Source organism: Raineyella sp. (assembly GCF_034933565.1).
Taxonomy (GTDB): domain Bacteria; phylum Actinomycetota; class Actinomycetes; order Propionibacteriales; family Propionibacteriaceae; genus Raineyella.
This window is the reverse complement of sequence record NZ_JAYFNG010000058.1, coordinates 1-18,108: the sequence shown is the minus strand read 5'-3', so window position 1 is coordinate 18,108 and position 18,108 is coordinate 1. Positions and strand designations below refer to the sequence as shown.

The 18,108-nt window shown below is 70.7% G+C and carries 13 protein-coding genes; 7 read left to right on the top strand and 6 right to left on the bottom strand.

What is annotated here, in order from left to right:
* The first annotated feature begins 35 nt into the window (after nucleotides 1-35).
* The 4 genes from VB059_RS14020 to VB059_RS14005 all read left to right on the top strand — a co-directional run bounded on the left by VB059_RS14020 (nucleotide 36) and on the right by VB059_RS14005 (nucleotide 3,708).
* On the top strand, nucleotides 36-1,037 hold the full coding sequence (locus tag VB059_RS14020) for a patatin-like phospholipase family protein (RefSeq protein WP_323422594.1): 1,002 nt from the start codon (nucleotides 36-38) through the stop codon (nucleotides 1,035-1,037).
* Nucleotides 1,038-1,061: 24 nt separating this feature from the next.
* Complete coding sequence (locus tag VB059_RS14015; RefSeq protein ID WP_323422593.1) at nucleotides 1,062-2,042, top strand: ATP-binding cassette domain-containing protein; 981 nt, start codon at nucleotides 1,062-1,064, stop codon at nucleotides 2,040-2,042.
* The gene (locus VB059_RS14010) at nucleotides 2,039-2,923 is read left to right on the top strand and encodes an ABC transporter permease (RefSeq protein WP_323422592.1); all 885 of its coding nucleotides are present in this window, start codon (nucleotides 2,039-2,041) and stop codon (nucleotides 2,921-2,923) included. The genes VB059_RS14015 and VB059_RS14010 overlap by 4 nt, the downstream gene beginning before the upstream one ends.
* A gap of 149 nt (nucleotides 2,924-3,072) precedes the next feature.
* Nucleotides 3,073-3,708 (top strand): GntR family transcriptional regulator, encoded by a 636-nt coding sequence (locus VB059_RS14005; protein WP_323422591.1) that lies wholly within the window; start codon nucleotides 3,073-3,075, stop codon nucleotides 3,706-3,708.
* 125 nt (nucleotides 3,709-3,833) lie between these two features.
* Here VB059_RS14005 and VB059_RS14000 read toward each other — a convergent pair whose 3' ends face one another.
* The 3 genes from VB059_RS14000 to VB059_RS13990 form a co-directional block, all read right to left on the bottom strand.
* Entirely contained in the window at nucleotides 3,834-5,105 is a 1,272-nt protein-coding gene (locus tag VB059_RS14000; RefSeq protein ID WP_323422590.1) for an MFS transporter, read from the bottom strand.
* Between the two features lie 104 nt (nucleotides 5,106-5,209).
* On the bottom strand, nucleotides 5,210-6,223 hold the full coding sequence (locus VB059_RS13995; protein ID WP_323422589.1) for an acyltransferase: 1,014 nt from the start codon (nucleotides 6,221-6,223) through the stop codon (nucleotides 5,210-5,212).
* A 142-nt stretch (nucleotides 6,224-6,365) separates the two neighbouring features.
* The gene (locus tag VB059_RS13990; protein ID WP_323422588.1) at nucleotides 6,366-7,757 is read right to left on the bottom strand and encodes a glutamate decarboxylase; all 1,392 of its coding nucleotides are present in this window, start codon (nucleotides 7,755-7,757) and stop codon (nucleotides 6,366-6,368) included.
* Nucleotides 7,758-7,935: 178 nt separating this feature from the next.
* Here VB059_RS13990 and rph point away from each other — a divergent pair, with 178 nt between their 5' ends.
* Entirely contained in the window at nucleotides 7,936-10,563 is a 2,628-nt protein-coding gene (gene rph / locus VB059_RS13985; RefSeq protein WP_323422587.1) for a rifamycin-inactivating phosphotransferase, read from the top strand.
* 135 nt (nucleotides 10,564-10,698) lie between these two features.
* On the opposite strand, the gene VB059_RS13980 is transcribed toward rph, so the two are convergent.
* The 3 genes from VB059_RS13980 to aceA all read right to left on the bottom strand — a co-directional run bounded on the left by VB059_RS13980 (nucleotide 10,699) and on the right by aceA (nucleotide 15,031).
* Nucleotides 10,699-11,049 (bottom strand): hypothetical protein, encoded by a 351-nt coding sequence (locus tag VB059_RS13980; protein WP_323422586.1) that lies wholly within the window; start codon nucleotides 11,047-11,049, stop codon nucleotides 10,699-10,701.
* Between the two features lie 385 nt (nucleotides 11,050-11,434).
* Complete coding sequence (locus tag VB059_RS13975; protein ID WP_323422585.1) at nucleotides 11,435-13,720, bottom strand: malate synthase G; 2,286 nt, start codon at nucleotides 13,718-13,720, stop codon at nucleotides 11,435-11,437.
* 39 nt (nucleotides 13,721-13,759) lie between these two features.
* The gene (gene aceA / locus VB059_RS13970) at nucleotides 13,760-15,031 is read right to left on the bottom strand and encodes an isocitrate lyase (protein ID WP_323422584.1); all 1,272 of its coding nucleotides are present in this window, start codon (nucleotides 15,029-15,031) and stop codon (nucleotides 13,760-13,762) included.
* A 133-nt stretch (nucleotides 15,032-15,164) separates the two neighbouring features.
* On the opposite strand from aceA, the gene VB059_RS13965 reads away from it, so the two are divergent.
* A complete protein-coding gene (locus VB059_RS13965) occupies nucleotides 15,165-16,649 on the top strand; it encodes a helix-turn-helix domain-containing protein (protein WP_323422583.1) in 1,485 nt (494 codons plus the stop codon).
* 213 nt (nucleotides 16,650-16,862) lie between these two features.
* Nucleotides 16,863-17,957: a transaldolase family protein gene (locus VB059_RS13960; protein ID WP_323422582.1), complete on the top strand. Its 1,095-nt coding sequence runs from the start codon at nucleotides 16,863-16,865 to the stop codon at nucleotides 17,955-17,957.
* The last annotated feature ends 151 nt before the right edge of the window (nucleotides 17,958-18,108 follow it).

Genomic DNA, 18,108 nt, shown 5'->3' with positions numbered 1-18,108 from the left:
CAATCGTGACCACGGTGTCGCCTAGGATCGGCCACGTGGCAACAGGTAACAAGGTGGCGATCGCACTCGGTGGGGGTGGGGCCCGGGGGTATGCCCACATCGGGGTCCTCGCCGAGCTCCAGGAACGTGGCTACACGGTGACCCGGATCGCCGGCACCTCGATGGGGGCGATCGTCGGGGCGCTCTACTCCTCGGGCCATCTCGACACGTTCACCGACTGGGTGTCGGAGCTCCGTACGCAGCGCGAGGTGCTCCGGCTGATGGACCCCAACCTCCGGGGCCCGAGCACGGTCAAGATCGAGCGGGTGCTGCAACGGGTCGCAGAGATCATCGCGGTCCCGCGCATCGAGGACCTGCCGATCCCGTTCACCGCGGTCGCGGCCGACCTGTGGACCCGGCGCGAGGTCTGGTTCCAGGAGGGCCCGATCAACCCCGCCATCCGGGCCTCGATCGCGATGCCCGGCGTGTTCCCCCCCGTCGTCCTCAACGGTCGGCTCCTCGTCGACGGCGGCGTCCTCAACCAGGTGCCGGTCAGTGTCCTGGCCTCCGCCCGCGCCGACATCACCATCGCCGTCACCCTCGACGGGTACGAGCCGCACCGCGGCGCGGCCCTGCCGGTGTCGACCTCGGCCGACGAACAGCCCGATGAGGAGTGGACCAGCCGGCTGCGGCACACGATGGGCCACCTGATGGAGGCGGAACCGCTGCGTACGCTCTCCTCCCTGATGGCCGGCCGCAGCCGCAGCCAGCGCTCGGAGACCAGCGCTCCCTCGGTGGAGGATCTGTTCGGCGAGCTGCCGCCGGGCCTGCGGACGACCGACGTGATGACGATGTCCCTGGAGACGATGCAGACGATCGTCCAGCGCTACCAGCTCGCATCCTTCCCGCCGGATGTCCTGGTGACGATCCCGCGCGATTCCCTGGGCACGATGGACTTCCACCGGGCCGAGGAGCAGATCGCGCTCGGACGGTGGCTGGCCGCCCAGGCGTTCGACCACGCCGGCATGGTGAGCGGCGACATCGAGGTCGGGTCCTGAGCGGACCCTGCCCATACTGGAGTCATGGGCAAGCGCGTGGACCCGACGCCGGTCCCGACCGTTCTGGCGATCCACACCGAGGCATTGACGAAGACCTACCGGGGGTCGGACATGCCGGCCGTCGCCGGCATCGACCTCGACGTGCGCGCCGGCGAGATCTTCGGGTTGCTCGGGCCGAACGGCGCCGGCAAGACCACGACGGCGGGCATCCTGACCACCCGGGTGGTCCCGTCGTCCGGCCACGCGTACGTCAACGGGATCGACGTGGCGCGCCACCCGTCCCTGGTCAAGGCGATCACCGGGATCGTGTCGCAGCAGAACACCCTCGACCGGCAGCTCACCGTGTGGGAGAACCTCTACTTCCACGGTCGTCTCTTCGGCATCGGCGCCCGTGAGTCGAGAGCGACGGCCGACGACCTGCTGGAGCAGTTCCAGCTGACCAGGTGGGCCAGCCGCTCGGTCTACACCCTCTCCGGTGGGATGGCCCAGCGGCTGATGGTGGCGCGCGCGATGTTCCACCGACCGGCCGTGCTGTTCCTCGACGAACCGACCGCGGGTCTGGACCCGCAGAGCCGGCTGGCCCTGTGGGACAAGCTGCTGGAGCTGAACCGCACCGGGCAGACGATCCTGCTCACCACGCACTACATGGAGGAGGCCGACCAGCTGTGTCGTCGCGTCGCGATCATGGACCGCGGCCGGCTGCTGGCACTCGGCACACCGGCCGATCTGAAACAGCGGGTGGCCGCGGACACCGTCGTCACGGTGCGTACGGACGGTGACACCGCCCGCGTCCTGGACGTGCTCACCCGCGGGGTCCGGGGAGTGACCGGCTCCCGGGCCCGGGACGGGGCGGTGGAGCTGCACGTGCAGCAGGCCGATCGCCTCGTCCCGCGGATCGTGCAGGCCGCCGAGCAGGCCGGGATCGACATCCGTGACCTGTCGGTGGACGAACCGAGCCTGGAGACGGTGTTCATCGATCTGACCGGGAAGGAGCTGCGCGAATGACGCGTGTCACACCTGTGCCGGGGGCGACCGCCCGTCTCCCGGGCACCCCGGCCCGCTCGGCCGTACGGTCCAGCTGGACGGCGTTGGGTGCGCTCCTGCTGCGGGATGCGGTCGTGCTGCGCAAGCACCTGTGGGAGTTCGTGCTGCGTACGCTGATCCAGCCGTTCCTGCTGTGCTTCGTCTTCCTCTACGTGTTCCCCAAGATCGGCCAGGGCGTGGGCGGCGGCCAGGGGGCGGCGGCCGAGTCCGCGTTCGCCACGGTGCTGGTGCCGGGGGTGGTGGGCATCTCGGTGATGTTCCAGGGCGTGCAGTCGATCGCGATGTCGATGGCACAGGAGTTCGGCTACACGCGCGAGATCGAGGACCGGGTGCAGGCGCCGTGCCCGATCTGGCTGGTGGCGCTGTCGAAGGTGTTCTCCGGGGCGGTCCAGGGCATGCTGTCGGCCGCCATCGTGCTGCCGATCGCCTCCGTCGTCCACGCGCCCGGGGTCAGTGCGAACCTCGACCTGCACTGGCCGGTCATCCTGACCCTGGTGCCCCTGGCCTCGGTGGCGATGGCGGGCCTGGGGCTCCTGCTCGGCACGACGTTCGAGCCGCGCAACATCGGCCTGATGTTCGGCTTCATCATCCTGCCGATCACCTTCCTCGGCGGCACGTACTACTCCTGGACGAGACTGGCGCCGGTGCAGATCGGCAGCTTCCACTGGCTGCAGACGTTGGTGCTGATCAATCCGCTGATCTACGTCAACGAGGGGATGCGGGCGGCGTTCACCGGTGGGGAGCACATGTCCCTGTGGGCCGTCTACTCGGTGATCCTCGGGTTCGGGACGCTCTTCCTCGGCCTCGGGCTGCGCAACTTCCGACATCGTGTGCTGTCCTGACCCTGACCCGTCCCCGGATCCTCGGACGGACGGTGGGTCTCGGCGGGTCGGGCGGTGGGACGAGCGGTGAGGCGTGCCCCGCCCCGGCGCCTCACCGGGCTCTGGGAGAATGGGGCGGTCGGCTGACCACAACGGAGGTGAACGTCGGGATGGGTGCCCCACCGCGAGGCTCGGCCTCGGAGCGCGCGCACGAGGCGATCCGGGAGTCGATCGTCGACGGCAGCTATGCGCCCGGCACCCTGCTGAGCGAAAACGAGCTGGCCGCGGCACTCGGGGTCAGCCGGACCCCTGTCCGGGCAGCCCTCGCCCGGCTCCGCGATGACGGCTGGATCACCATCTATCCGCAACGCGGTGCGGTGGTCAACGCCCTCGGCCCCGAGGAGATCCTCGACATCGCCAACGCCCGCCACGTGCTGGAGACCAGCGGCGTGGCCGAGGTGTCCCGTGAGGCCGCGCTCCGGATCGCGGAGGAGCTGCGGGACATCCTCGAGCAGCAACGGGCCGCCCACCGCGACCAGCGGGTCGGGGACTTCATCGAGCTGAGCATCCGCTTCCACAGCAGGTTCGTCGAGGCCGGCGGCAATCGCCACCTGATCGACTTCAGTGCCCGGCTGGCCGACCGGCAGCGCCAGCTGCTGTACAGCCAGCGGGGCACCCTGCTGGCCAGGATGCCGCACCTGATCGAGGACCACGAACGCCTGGTCGACGCACTACGTGACCGCGACGCCGACCTGTTCAGCCACCTGCTGCGCCAGCACCTGGCCACCACGCACCCGACCGTGTGACCGTACGGGCCGACCGACCCAGACGACGCGGGCGGTCACAGCATCTGACGTGGGCCCGAGCGGCCCGAGCGGTCATGGCGTACGTACGACGCGGGCGGGCGAGACGGCGCCCGCCCGGGGGGCGGTCAACGATCCAGGTGATCGGTCGCCAGCACGTGCACCGTACGGATCGCGGCGGCGGCCAGGGCGACCGCAGCGAGCACGAACAACGGCAGTGACGGCCCGAGGCTCGGCCGGACGGTCTCGAGGAACACCGGCAGACCGAAGCCGAGGTAGGTGAACACGTAGAACACCCCGATCGCGAGCCCTCGCGATGCCGGCGGAGCGAGCAGATCGACATCCACGAGCCCCTCCCGCAGGCACAGCCCGTACGCGCTGCCCAGCACGATGATCGCCACCAGGGACAACCACCAGGCCGGCGCCTGCCCGCCGGCCCCCACCAGCGTGAATCCGACCCCCGCCAGGACGGCCCCGGCCACCCCGGCGAACGGCCCCCAGGCCCGCCGCCGGGCCAGCACCTGCATCCCCACCCCGGCGCTGAACGCCAGCCCCGCGGCCAGGCCCGGCAGCACGGACGCGTACGCCGCCGGCACGTGCATCCGTCCGGGCAGGACGACGAAGCTGACCGTGGCCGAGGAGAACACCCACAGGGCCATCGGGAGCGCTGCCGCGAGCGACCGTCCGAGGCCACTCCCGCGTGCCGGTCGGGGTGGCCGGGGTGCCTGTCCCCGCGCGGCGGGTGATGAGAGCGGCGGCCGGGACGGGGCGGGGGCGGACGGACCCGGGGTGACCGTCCGGACCGCGACCCCCACGGCCAGCGCCGACAGCAGCGCGGTGATCAGGAACGGCACCGTGAGCCGGGCCGCGGGGGAGAGCCGTAGGGCCAGCAGGCCACTGGCGATCGGGCCGGTGGCGAAGCCGGCGGTGAGGATGATCCCGGCGAAGGTCGCCCCGCTCACCCCGCGCAGGTTCGCCGCCCAGGCGGTGCCGGCGCTGACGGCGAGCCCGACCCCCACACCGACGACCAGCCGACCGGTCAGGATGCCGGGCTCGGCATGCCAGCAGGCCATCAGCAGGTTGCCGGCCGCTGCCGTGGCGGCACCGGTCACCACGACCCGACGCGGGCCGATCCGGTCGGCGAGACCGCCACCGCTGAGCAGGCCGGGCAGCAGTCCGATCGCGTAGATCCCGAAGGCCGCGTTGACGAACACGCTCGTCAGGTGCTGCTGGGCCCGCAGCACCGGCAGCATCGAGGCGAAATGGTTCGCGGCCCAGCCCGAGCTGAACAGCAGCAGCGCCACCGACGCGAAGACCCGATCGGTCGGTGCGACCGCCGTGCCGGTGGGGGGACCGGCGATGGGACGAGCAGCGGTGGTGGGACGGGCCTCAGGACTCATGACAGCACCTTTCACCTCTGGGATCCCAGCTAGGGTACAAGAAGGTGGCGTGGCGTCCAGTGGTTTCCCGGGCCATGGCTGTTCGAGGCGATGACGGTCCGAGGCTACGGCCGGCCGGGCTTCACATTGCCGGGCCCGAAGCCGGCCGGGCCACCGGTGACCTCCTCGGCCCGGTCCGCCCGCCGGGCCCGGCCCCGGGCCGGCAGCGGAAGCCGGTACAGCCAGGGCGTCCACGGCTGGAGCGCCGTCATCACCAGGCAGGCGGCGAACACCACGGTGAAGGACAGCAGCGTCGAGGTGGCGTCACCGAGGTGACGGCGCAGGATCGCCCCGGAGACCGGGACCATCAGGGCGGTGTGGACGAGGTAGGTGACCATCGAGTTGCGGCCGATCCACTCCAGTACGCGGACCGGCGCCACCCTCGGCAGCCGCGCGGCCAGCCAGATCGCGGCCAGGATCCCCGCCAGCGAGATCGCGGCGTTCTCCGGACGGTAGGGCACGTAGAGACCGCGGGGCACCTGGGCCAGTGCGCCGACCAGCGCCAGGACCGCGGCGGCCGCGGCCCATCGGGCCGGGGCCCGCAGCCACCGGTCGAGCACCGGGGAAAGGGTGGCACCCAGGAAGAAGAACGAGCCGTACCAGGCGTACGTGGCCAGAACGGTCGAGGTGTCCTGCAACGGGCCGGCGACCAGGACGAGCGGCACGGCGGTGAAGGCCGGCGGCAGCGGCCGCAGCACGAGGGCCAGGCCGTAGCAGCAGGCCAGTGCCTGGAGGAACCACAGGTTGGTCCCGGTGGTCAGGAAGCTCCCCGGATCCGCCTTGGCCTGCGGGGTCAGGATCGCCACCATGACAATCATCCAGACCAGCCACGGCCAGAGGATCCCGCGGGCCTTGCCGCGGAGGTAGCGGCGGGCGCCCTTGGCCAGCGAGTGCTCCAGCAGCAGCCCGGAGAGGGCCATCAGGACCGGCATCCGGAAGGGCCGCAGCAGGGCGTCCAGGACGGTGCCGTACTCGCCTCCGGTGTAGAGCCCGGCGTGGAACATCACGACCAGCACCATGGCGATGCCGCGCAGCAGGTCCATCCAGGTCCGCCGGTCGTCGGTCGGTGGATGGCTCATGGTGTCCGGAGTGTACCGGGAGGCCGACCCGCCGCCGAATCCTCCACCGCCGTATCCGTCAGCCACCGACTCCGCCCGTCGGCGGATCCGCCCGGCGGCGCATCCGTCAGCCGGCGGATCCGATCACCCGGGCCCAGGGGTCTCAGTGGCGGAACGACTCCGTGTGGCTCGGGTCGGGCGGGAGCCGTTGCGGGAGCCCCTGGAGGTAGGTCGTCGCCCGCCGGAGGTCCTCGAGGAACAGGTCGGCCAGGTCCCGGCCGAAACCGTTGCGCACCACGATCCGCAGCCCCGACACGTCGGTCAGGTCGGCGGGCAGCGCATAGGCCGGCACCTGCCACCCGCGCTCCCGCATCCTGGCCGACACGTCGTGGACGGTGTAGTTGGTCACCTCCGGGCGCAGCCGGAAGAAGAAGACCGGCAGTTGCGAGCCGTCGCTGAGCAGCTCGTACGGGCCCATCGTGGCGATCTGCCCGGACAGGTACATCGCGGTATCGCGACACGCCTGCTGGATCGCCCGGTACCCCTCCCGTCCCAATCGGAGGAAGTTGTAGTACTGCGCGATCACCTGTGAGCCCGGGCGGGAGAAGTTCAGCCCGAAGGTCGGCATGTCGCCGCCGAGGTAGTTGACGTGGAACACGAGGTCCTCGGGCAGGTCCTCGGGCGTCCGCCAGATCACCCACCCGACCCCGGGGTACACCAGTCCGTACTTGTGACCCGAGGCGTTGATCGACCGGACCCGCGGCACCCGGAAGTCCCATTCCAGGTCGGGGTCGAGGAACGGGGCGACGAACCCGCCCGAGGCCGCATCGACGTGCACGGGGATGTCGGGGCCCCCGCCGGCGGCCAGGGTGTCGAGCGCCCGGGCGATGTCCTGGACCGGCTCGTACGATCCGTCGAACGTGGAGCCGAGGATCGCCACCACACCGATGGTGTGGTCGTCGACCAGCGCCAGGGCCTCGGCGGGGGCCAGATGCAGCCGGCCCTCCTCGACCGGCGCGTAGCGCGGCTCGACGTCCCAGTACCGGCAGAACTTCTCCCAGACGACCTGCACGTTGATGCCCATCACCAGGTTCGGCCGGTCGGCGGGCAGACCGGCGGCGGTGCGTCGCTGCCGCCAGCGCCGCATCATCGCCAGCCCGGCCAGCATGACCGCCTCGCTCGAGCCGGTCGTCGAGGTACCGGTCGCGGCCTCGTGCGGTGGCGAGTTCCACAGATCGGCGACGATCCGGACGCAGCGGCCCTCGATCGCCGCGGTCTGGGGGTACTCGTCCTTGTCGATCATGTTCTTGTCGAGGGTCTCGCCGAAGAGCCGGTCGGCCTCGTCGTCCATGAAGGTCGTGACGAAGGTCGCCAGGTTCTGGCGGGCGTTGCCGTCGAGCATCAGCTCGTCGTGGACCAGTCGGTAGGCGACCCGGGGGTCCATGCAGTCGTCCGGCAGCTGGTCCTTGGGGATGCCGGCGAGCTCGTTGGGGAGGGCGAAAAGAGGCCTGTTCTCGACGCGATCCGCGTCGATGCCGGTGCGGTGGACAGCCATGGACCTACCGTAGCGGTGGGACCGTCGGCGGTCCCGGAAGCAGGAAACCCTCCGGGCCCGGCAGAGCTCGGGGCCCCGGCAACGGAGCCCCGAGCTCCGAGCAACGGACCCCGGAGGGCCGAGCGGGAGAGCCCGGAAGGCCGAGCAACGGAGCCCAGGACGCGAGGGGTGGACACCCATGGTGACGTACGTGGTCGAGGTGGAGGATGAGGCCGCGACCCGGCTCTCCCTGGTCGGCGGCAAGGGGGCCGGCCTCGCCGCCCTGGTGCGGACGCCGGGCGTACGGGTCCCGGCCGCCTTCTGTGTCACCACCGAGGCGTACCGCGCCGTGCTGGCGGCGGCGGCACTCGATCCGCTGCTGGACCGGCTGGCCGGGCTGGCCGCCGATGACGGTGCGGCCATCGCCGCAACCAGCGCCGCGATCCGTACGGCGCTCGAGGCGACGCCGATCCCGGCCGAGGTGGTCGAGCAGATCGACCGGCACCTGGCGGCACTGGGGGACCGGAGCCCGGTCGCGGTGCGGTCCAGCGCGACCGCCGAGGACCTCCCGTCGGCCTCCTTCGCCGGGCAGCAGGAGAGCTACCTGAACGTCCGTGGCCGCGCGGACGTGCTCCGCTCGATCAGCCGCTGCTGGGCCTCGCTGTTCACCGAGCGCGCGGTGACCTACCGCCTGCGGAACGGCTTCGACCAGCGCGGCGTCGAGCTGGCCGTCGTGGTCCAGCAGATGGTGTTCCCCGAGGCGGCCGGAGTCCTGTTCACGGCGGACCCGCTGACCTCCGACCGGAAGGCATGCTCGGTCGACGCGAGCTTCGGACTGGGCGAGGCCGTGGTGTCGGGGCTGGTGGACACCGACCACTACCTGGTCACCGACGGTCGGATCGTCGACCGACGGGTGGCCGCCAAAAGGACCGTGGTCCGGCCGCTGGCCGGCGGGGGGACCGGGACGACGACGGTCGATCCCGGCCGGCAGACCCGGCCGGCGCTGACCGACGACCAGGTCCTCCGGCTCGCCCGGCTGGGCCGGACGATCGAGGCCCATCTCGGCCGGCCCCAGGACATCGAGTGGTGCCTGGTCGACGGTGACTTCTGCGTGGTCCAGAGCCGGCCGATCACCACCCTGTTCCCGCTGCCCGATCTCCCCGCCGGCAGCGCCCGGGTGTACATGTCCTTCGGCCACCAGCAGATGATGACCGACGCCATGACGCCACTGGGCCTGTCGTTCTTCGTCGCCCAGTTCGAGGAGGACGCGCTGCCCACCGTCGAGGTCGCCGGACGGATCTTCCTGGACCTGTCACACGATCTGGCCTCCCCGATCGGACGCCTCACCCTGCGCCTGGTGATGGGCGGCATCGATCCGATCATGCTGAACGCGATGAAGGTCCTGATCCGGCGCAGGGCCTTCATGAGATCCCTACCGCGGGGGCGGCGCTACTTCAGCATGGGCTCGGGCTACTTCACCTGGCGTCTCCCGGTCGAGGCGATCAGGGCCTACCGCGGCAACGATCCGGACCTGGTCCCCGCACTCATGGCGGAGCGCCGGGCCCGGCTCGAGGCCACGCGGCGTACCGTCGAGGGCCTGAGCGGCGAGGCCGTGTTCGACGCCATCCGGCAGGACTTCCGGCAGCTGAAGCAGGACATCCAGGACCCCCGGGGCATGGGGATCATCTACGCCGGGATCGTCGCCCAGGCGCTGGTCGACCGCACCGCCCGGCGAACGCTGCGGGACAAGGCGGCGGGCACCGTGCTCGCCCGCGCGGTGGCCCATGACGTCACCGCGGAGATGGGGGTCGCCCTGCTCGACGTCGCGGACGTCGTCCGGGGCCATCCGGAGGTGATGGCCGGGCTGGCCCGTCTCGGCGACGCGGACTTCTTCGACCGGCTGGAGCGCCTCGAGGGCGGGCCGGAGACGGCCGCCGCGATCCGGGGGTTCCTCGACCGGTACGGCATGCGGTGCGCCGGGGAGATCGACATCACCCGGCCGCGGTGGAACGAGCAGCCCACGGCCCTGGTGCCGATGATCCTCAGCGCCGTACGTACCCTCGGGCCGGATGCTCGGCAGGGCTTCACCGAGGCGGCGGTCGAAGCGGCCGACGCGAAGGAACGAGAGCTGCTCGACCGCATCCGTCGGCAGCCGGGCGGGCGGCGGCGGGCGAGGCGCGTCGCCCGTACGATCAGCCGGATACGCAACCTCGCCGGCTATCGGGAGTACCCGAAGTACCTGATGGTCGGGCACTACTGGATGATCAAGCAGGCCCTGATGCGGGAGGCCGACGGGCTGGCGCGCGAGGGGGTCATCGAGGCTCCGGACGACGTCCGGTTCCTGACCCTCGACGAGTTCCGCGAGGCCGTCCGGACCCGACGGGTCGACGGCGCGGTGATCGCGGCCCGACGGGCGCGGTTCGCGCTCGACGCCAGGTTGACCCCACCGCGGGTGATGACCTCCGAGGGGGAGGTGTTCACCGGCGGCTACGACACCAGCCGGATGCCGGCCGGAGCTCTCCCCGGCATCGCCGCCTCGCCGGGCACCGTCGAGGGCCGGGCCCGGGTCATCCTGTCGATGGAACAGGCCGATCTGGAGCCGGGGGACATCCTCGTCACCACCTTCACCGACCCCAGTTGGACCCCGGCTTTCCTGAGCATCACCGGGCTGGTCACCGAGGTCGGCGGCCGGGCCACCCATGGTTCGGTGATCGCCCGCGAGTACGGGCTGCCCGCGGTCGTCGGGGTGGAGAACGTCACCCGACTGATCCCCGACGGGCGACGGATCCGGGTGAACGGGACCGAGGGGTACGTACAGCTGCTCTGAGTCCACGGAGGCACCTGCAGGTTCGGAGGCACCCGCAGGTTCGCTGAGCCAACGGGGCACCTGCGGTCCCTCTGATGTACGTCCACATCCTCCGTGGCCGGGCGGTGCCGGGGGCGCGACCGAGCGGGTGGGCCCTCAGCCCAGCCGGTGGGTCCGCTGCCCGGGGTGGGGCCGGTCGAAGCGGCACCGTTCGACGAGGTAGCTGCCGAAGGAGTCCCGGGTGATCGTCCAGTCACCGCGGCTGGCCGGCCGACGCACGGAGGCCTCCCACCACCGGGCGACCCTGATCAGCGCAGTCGGGGGCACCACCCGATGGAGCGAGGGGAGCGGGACGTCCCAGTCGACGCCGCTGGGGCCGATCCGCCACTCGTCGACGCGCGGATGCTCCAGGAGCACCGAGGTCGAGACGGCGATGGCGCCCGGGTCGGACGAGGCGGCCAGGCCTGCGAAGAACTCTTCCACATCGACGCCCTTGTCGGTGTTCACGAGTTGCCTCCGTTCTGGGTCGGTCGGGGCGTACGCCGCCGACGGTTGTCGCTCGGCGGAGCGGACGACGTCCAGAGCGACCGGCGCCCCGGCACACCGTTCTCACAGATCACTGTGTTACCGATCACACCGGCGGTACGACTCGACTCCACCGACACGTACGTCCATTGTCGTCACCGAGGGCCGAGCAACGGAAAACACCGTTCCGACCCTGGATCGGGCCGCTGCGGACCGGCCCGGGGTGAGGTCCGTGAACCACGGGAGCCCCGCCGGTCCGAGGACCGGCGGGGCTCCCGCGCATCTGCGACGGTGGCTCTCAGCTGGGGCAGCGCTGTCGGACGGACCACCGTCGTCGGACGGGTCGACCGTCGGACGGATCAGGCCGTCAGACGAGTCCGTGGGCGGCCTTGAACTCCCGACGCCGCGCATGCAGGATCGGCTCGGTGTAGCCGGACGGCGACCGGGTGCCCTCGAGGGCCAGGTCACGGGCGGCGCACCAGGCGATCGAGTCCTCGTACGATCCCTCGGGGGTGGACGGCGTCATCGGCAGGTAGTCCGGGTCGGCCGCGTTCTGCTGGTCCACGACCACCGCCATCCGCCGGAACGCGTCGACGACGAACTCCGCCGACACCACGTCGTGGTGGATCCAGTTGGCCAGCATCTGCGAGCTGATCCGGCAGGTCGCCCGGTCCTCCATCAGGTCGACGTCGTTGATGTCGGGCACCTTGGAGCAGCCCACACCCTGCTCGATCCAGCGCACCACGTAGCCGAGGATCGACTGGCAGGAGTTCTCCACCTCCCGGCGCTTCTCCTCCGCCGTCCAGTCGGTGCTCGGGGCGAGCGGGATGTCCAGCAGCCCCGCCAGCGTGGCGCGCCGGCCCTGCTGCAGGATGTCGGCCTGACGCTCCCACACGTTCACATCGTGATAGTGGGTGACATGCAGGGTCGCGCCGGTCGGCGAGGGCACCCAGGCGGTGTTCGCACCGGCCGCAGGATGGGCGATCTTCGTGGCGAGCATGTCGGCCATCAGCTCGGTCATCGCCCACATGCCCTTGCCGATCTGGGCCCGGCCCGGCAGGCCGCAGGCCAGGCCGACATCGACGTTCCAGTCCTCGTAGTTCGTCATCCAGGTGGCCGACTTCATCTCCGCCTTGCGGATCATCGCTCCGGCGGCCATCGATGTGTGGATCTCGTCGCCCGTACGGTCCAGGAACCCGGTGTTGATGAAGATGATCCGGTCGGCGGCCTGCTCGATGCACGCCATCAGGTTCACCGTCGTACGGCGCTCCTCGTCCATGATCCCCATCTTGATGGTGTTGCGCTCCAGTCCGAGGACGTCCTCGACGGCGGCGAACAGATCCGAGGTGAACGCCACCTCGGCCGGGCCGTGCTGCTTGGGCTTCACGATGTAGATCGAGCCGGCCCGCGAGTTCGCCCGCTGGTTGGTGGGCTCCAGGCCCGGCATCGCGCACAGGCTGGTCACCAGCGCGTCGAGGATGCCCTCGGGCAGCTCCTCGCCGTGCTCGTCGAGCACCGCCGGCGTGGTCATCAGGTGCCCGACGTTGCGGCACAGCATCAGCGAGCGCCCGGGCAGGCGGACCTCCGAACCGTCCGGCGCCGACCAGGTCGGGTCCGCCGCGAGGGTACGGGTGAACGTCCGCCCGCCCTTCTCCATCACCTCGGCGGCCGAGCCGTCGTTGAGTCCCAGCCAGTTGCGGTAGCCGACGACCTTGTCCGGGCCGTCGACCGCCGCCACCGAGTCCTCGAAGTCCATGATCGCGGTGATCGCGGCCTCCAGGACGATGTCGCTGATGTGGGCCCGGTCCGCCCGGCCGATCGGGCTGTCGAAGTCGAACCGGATGTCGATGTGCAGCCCGTGGTGGCGCAACAGGATGCTCTTCGGCGCCCCCGGGGCCCCGGTGAACCCGGCGAAGGCGTCCTCGTCCACCGGGCCGACGATCTCCCCGGAGCGCAGCGTCGCCCGGAGCCGCTGCCCGGCCCGGTACTCGACCACATCGGCGTGCGAGCCCGAGGTGAGCGGGACGGCCCGGTCCAGGAAGGCCCGGGCCCAGGCGATCACCCGCTGGCCGCGGAGCGGGTTGTAGCCCGGCCCGCGGGTGGCGCCGTCGGCCTCGCTGATGGCGTCGGTGCCGTAGAGGGCGTCGTACAGCGACCCCCACCGGGCGTTGGCCGCGTTGATCGCGAACCGGCGGTTCATCACCGGCACGACCAGCTGCGGGCCGGCCACCTGGGCGATCTCGGTGTCGACGTTGCGGGTCCTGGCCCGGACCCCCGCCGGTTCGTCGAGGAGGTAGCCGATCCGGCGCAGGAAGGCCTGGTAGTCGGCCGGGTCGGGGGTGCCCGGGTGCTCCCGGTGGTACTGGTCGAGCGTGGTCTGCAGCCGGTCACGCTCGGCCAGCAGGGCCCGGTTGCGGCCGGTGAACCCGCGGAACACCCGCACGAAACCGTCCCAGAACCGCGCCGGGTCGACCCCGGCGCCCGGCAGCGCCTCACGGTCCAGGAACTCGACGAGCCGGCGGTCGACCAGCAGGTCACCGATCGGCTCATGGGTGTCGTCGGCGACCCCGGCCGGGGATCCTGTCGCGGTCGTCATGCCCTTCGTGGTGTCCGATGTCGCGCCGGTCGATGTGTGCACGGTCGAGGTCGTCATGGCGGTCTCCTCTCTGCTTCTCTGCGGGTGTGGTGGGGATCAGAACTGGGCGGTCTCGGTGGAGTCCTTCAGCGCCGTGGTGGAGCTGTCGGGGTTGACCACCGTGGCGATGTCGTCGAAGTAGCCGGTGCCGACCTCGCGCTGGTGCTTGGTGGCGGTGTAGCCGCGCTCCTCGGCGGCGAACTCGCGCTCCTGCAGCTCGACGTAGGCGGTCATGCCCTCGCGGGCGTAGCCATGGGCCAGGTCGAACATCGAGTGGTTGAGGGCGTGGAAGCCGGCCAGGGTGATGAACTGGAACTTGAAGCCCATCGCGCCCAGCTCGCGCTGGAACTTCGCGATCGTGACGTCGTCGAGGTGCTTCTTCCAGTTGAACGACGGCGAGCAGTTGTAGGCCAGCAGCTGGTCGGGGTGCTCGGCCTTGATCGCCTCGGCGAACTTCCGGGCCACCGCCAGGTCCGGGGTGCCGGTCTCCATCCACAGCAGGTCGGCGTACGCGGCGTACGCCTTGCCGCGGGCGATGCAGGAGTCGAGGCCGTTGCGGACCTTGTAGAAGCCCTCGGCGGTGCGCTCCCCGGTGAGGAACTCCTGGTCGCGCTCGTCCACATCGGAGGTGATCAGGGTGGCCGCCTCGGCGTCGGTGCGGGCGATGATCACCGACGGGACGTCGGCGACGTCGGCCGCCAGCCGGGCGGCGTTGAGGGTGCGCTCATGCTGCTTGGTCGGCACCAGGACCTTGCCGCCCAGGTGGCCGCACTTCTTCTCCGAGGCCAGCTGGTCCTCCCAGTGGACGCCGGAGGCACCCGCGGCGATCATCGCCTTCATCAGCTCGTACGCGTTGAGGGGGCCGCCGAAGCCGGCCTCGGCGTCGGCGACGATCGGGACCAGCCAGTCCTCGACCGTACGGATGCCCTCGGAGTGCTCGATCTGGTCGGCGCGCAGCAGGGCGTTGTTGATCCGGCGGACGACCTGCGGGACCGAGTTGGCCGGGTAGAGCGACTGGTCGGGGTAGGTGTGGCCGGAGAGATTGGCGTCGGCCGCGACCTGCCAGCCGGAGAGGTAGATGGCCTTGAGGCCGGCCTTGACCTGCTGGACCGCCTGGTTGCCGGTCAGGGCGCCGAGCGCATTGAGGTAGTCCTCGGTGTGCAGCTTCTCCCAGAGACGCTCCGCGCCGCGGCGGGCGAGGGTGTGCTCCTCCTGCACGGTGCCACGGAGCCGGACGACGTCCTGGGCGGTGTAGTCACGCTTGACGTTCGCCCAGCGGGGGTTGGTCTTCCAGTCGTACTGGATGAGTTCGGCAGAGGTGGAGCTCATGGCGATGTCCTTCGGGTCCTCGGGCCGGCGTCCTTGCTGCGCGCCCTGGTGGCTCCACCTTGCGTGATCTGCACCACACTCTTCCAGAGGATTTCCTGGAAAGAAATGCAGAACTTCCGGTATCGTCAACTCTGTGGTTGTCAACGACGATGGACCCTCGGCCTCCGATGCCCGGGAGGAGCCTTTCGATCCCTTTTCCCTGGGTCGGCGGCTGCGCCACCTGCGCAAGGAGCGCAACCTGACCCTGGCACAGGTCGCCGAGCGCTCCGGCGTCGCCTCCTCGCAGCTGTCCCTGCTGGAGAACGGCAAACGTGAGGCGAAGCTGTCCCAGCTGCAGCGGATCGCCCGGGTGTACGACGCGACGCTGGAGGACCTCACCGCCCCGGTGCCGAGCCGACGCGCCCAGTTGGAGATCGAGCTCGAGCACTACATGCGCTCCTCACTGGCCCTTTCCCGCGGGCTCCCTCAGGTGCGGATCTCCCCGCGGATGTCGATGGACGTCCTGGAGGCTCTTGTCGGTCTGCACCGGGAGCTGGCCCGCGACGCCGCCGAACGGGTCGCCACACCGGAGGAGGCCCGCCGCGCCAACTCCCAGCTCCGCGACGAGATGCGGGCCCGGGACAACTACTACGGCGAACTGGAGGCGGAGGCGGCGAAGCTGCTGAAGCGGGTCGGCTATGTCTCCGGACCGCTGTCGCAGCACCTGATCGGCGAGATCACCGCACACCTCGGCTTCCGGCTGCACCATGCCGACGACCTGCCGCACTCGACCCGCTCGGTCACCGACCTGAGGAACATGCGGATCTATCTGCCCACCGCGGGCATCGGCGACCACGACCCCAAGTCGGTGCTGCTGCAGGCGCTGGGTCACCACATCCTCGGCCACACGCCGCCGACCGACTACGGCGAGTTCCTGCGCCAGCGGGTGGAGACGAACTACTTCGCCGCCGCCCTGATGATGCCCGAGGAGCCGGCGGTGCAGTTCCTCCAGGAGGCCAAGGGCCGCCGCGAGCTGGCGGCCGAGGACCTGCGCGACGCCTTCGCGGTCAGCTACGAGGCCGCCTGTCACCGGTTCACGAACTTCGCCACCCGCCACCTCGGCATCCAGGTGCACTTCCAACGGGTGCATGAATCCGGCACCATCTACAAGGCGTACGAGAACGACGGGGTGACCTTCCCCAAGGACAACCTGGGTGCGATCGAGGGCCAGCTGGTGTGCCGCTTCTGGACCTCACGACAGGTCTTCGACGTACCGGACAAGTTCAACGCGTTCGACCAGTACACCGACACCCCCGACGGCACCTACTGGTGCACCGCCCGGGTCGACCGGACCGGTGCGGGTGGCGCCTATTCGACCAGTCTCGGCGTGCCGTACCGGGACTCCAAGTGGTTCCGCGGCCGCGACACGAAGGAACATTCGGTCTCCCGCTGCCCCGACGTGACCTGTTGCCGCCGGCCGTCCTCGGCACTGACCCAGCGCTGGGGGACGTACGCCTGGCCGAGCGCCCGGACACACGCGCACCTGCTCGCCGCCCTGCCGCCGGGTACCTTCCCGGGCGTCGACGACGTGGAGGTCTACCAGTTCCTCGACGCGCGGTCGGGACCGGCGGACTCCTGAGGCCACCACCACCCCGAGCCTCGCCGTCGGACAGCCCGAGGTGACGGGCCGAGGCGACAGGCCGGGGGAGGGAGCCGACGATACCGGGACACACACCCCATTTGTATGAACAAATATTTGACTTCGTACTGTCATTGGTGTTTATTTGTCTCGTGGCCATCAGCTGGGCGGCATCGGCGCCACCCACGCCACCGACCCAGGAGCTTCAGGTCCATGAATGACACGGCGTACCTCGACACGACGCTCGTAGCAGGCCCACTGTTGGAGGCCGCACAGACCACCCCGACCGCACTGTGGAACGACTCGTCCGACCTGGACGAGCTGCGCAGGTCCATCGCGTTCGGCGGCGTGGGAGCCACCTGCAACCCGGTGATCGCCTACACCACGATCTCCCGGCACCCCGAGGTGTGGAACGACCGGATCCGCGCCATCGCGGCGGCCCACCCCACCTGGGGGGAGTCGACGATCGGCTGGCAGGCGGTCAAGGACATGTCGGTCGAGGCAGCCCAACTGCTGGAGCCCATCTTCGTCGAACACCACGGCCGCAACGGCCGTCTGTCGGTGCAGACCGACCCGCGCCTGGCCCGCGACGCCGACGCGATCGTCGCCCAGGCAGTGGAGTTCAGCGAGCTCGCGCCGAACATCGTGGTGAAGATCCCGGCGACGCAGGTCGGCATCGCGGCGATCGAGGAGGCCACCCGCCGTGGCGTCTCGGTCAACGTGACCGTGTCCTTCTCGGTCGCCCAGGCCGTGACCGCCGCGGCGGCGATCGAGCGCGGCCTGGCCGCACGCGAGGCCGAGGGCCACGACACCTCCGCCATGGGCCCGGTGGTGACCATCATGGTCGGCCGGCTGGACGACTGGATCAAGCAGGTGGTCGCCCGCGACAAGATCTTCCTCGACCCGTCCGCGCTGGAGTGGGCCGGTGTGGCCGCCTTCAAGCACGCCTACCGGATCTTCCAGGACCGTGGGTACCGCGCCCGGCTGCTGTCCGCGGCCTTCCGCAACGTGCACCACTGGGCCGAGTTCGTCGGTGGCGACGTGGTGGTCTCCCCGCCGTTCAAGTGGCAGGCCCTGATCAACGCGTCGGACTACCGGGTCGTGCCCCGGATGGACGTCCCGGTCGACCCGCACTACCTCGAGCAGCTGCGGCGGGTGCCGGAGTTCGTCCGCGCCTATGAGGTCGACGGCATGACGCCGGCCGAGTTCGACGAGTTCGGGCCCACCCGCAAGACGCTGCGCCAGTTCCTCGCCGCGGACGCCGATCTCGACGCCCTGGTGCGGGACATCCTGATCCCGGCCCCCTGAGGCTGCCGGCTTCCCCTCCCCGTACGCCCCCGCCGGCCCGTCCCAGGAGCGGTCACACTCCTGCGTCCCACGACCCTGCGTCCACCGGCACTGCACAGTCACCGGACGGGTCGGCGAGCGGGTCGGACGGGGAGGGGACAGGCGTGGGCCC

What these genes read in the sequence shown, in the direction of transcription:
- VB059_RS14015 (WP_323422593.1), top strand. Translation starts at nt 1,062, where the DNA reads ATGGGCAAGCGCGTGGACCCGACGCCGGTCCCGACCGTTCTGGCGATC.
- rph (WP_323422587.1), top strand. Translation starts at nt 7,936, where the DNA reads ATGGTGACGTACGTGGTCGAGGTGGAGGATGAGGCCGCGACCCGGCTC.
- VB059_RS13975 (WP_323422585.1), bottom strand. Translation starts at nt 13,720, where the DNA reads ATGACGACCTCGACCGTGCACACATCGACCGGCGCGACATCGGACACC.
- VB059_RS14005 (WP_323422591.1), top strand. Translation starts at nt 3,073, where the DNA reads ATGGGTGCCCCACCGCGAGGCTCGGCCTCGGAGCGCGCGCACGAGGCG.
- VB059_RS13990 (WP_323422588.1), bottom strand. Translation starts at nt 7,757, where the DNA reads ATGGCTGTCCACCGCACCGGCATCGACGCGGATCGCGTCGAGAACAGG.
- VB059_RS14010 (WP_323422592.1), top strand. Translation starts at nt 2,039, where the DNA reads ATGACGCGTGTCACACCTGTGCCGGGGGCGACCGCCCGTCTCCCGGGC.
- VB059_RS14000 (WP_323422590.1), bottom strand. Translation starts at nt 5,105, where the DNA reads ATGAGTCCTGAGGCCCGTCCCACCACCGCTGCTCGTCCCATCGCCGGT.
- VB059_RS13995 (WP_323422589.1), bottom strand. Translation starts at nt 6,223, where the DNA reads ATGAGCCATCCACCGACCGACGACCGGCGGACCTGGATGGACCTGCTG.
- VB059_RS13960 (WP_323422582.1), top strand. Translation starts at nt 16,863, where the DNA reads ATGAATGACACGGCGTACCTCGACACGACGCTCGTAGCAGGCCCACTG.
- aceA (WP_323422584.1), bottom strand. Translation starts at nt 15,031, where the DNA reads ATGAGCTCCACCTCTGCCGAACTCATCCAGTACGACTGGAAGACCAAC.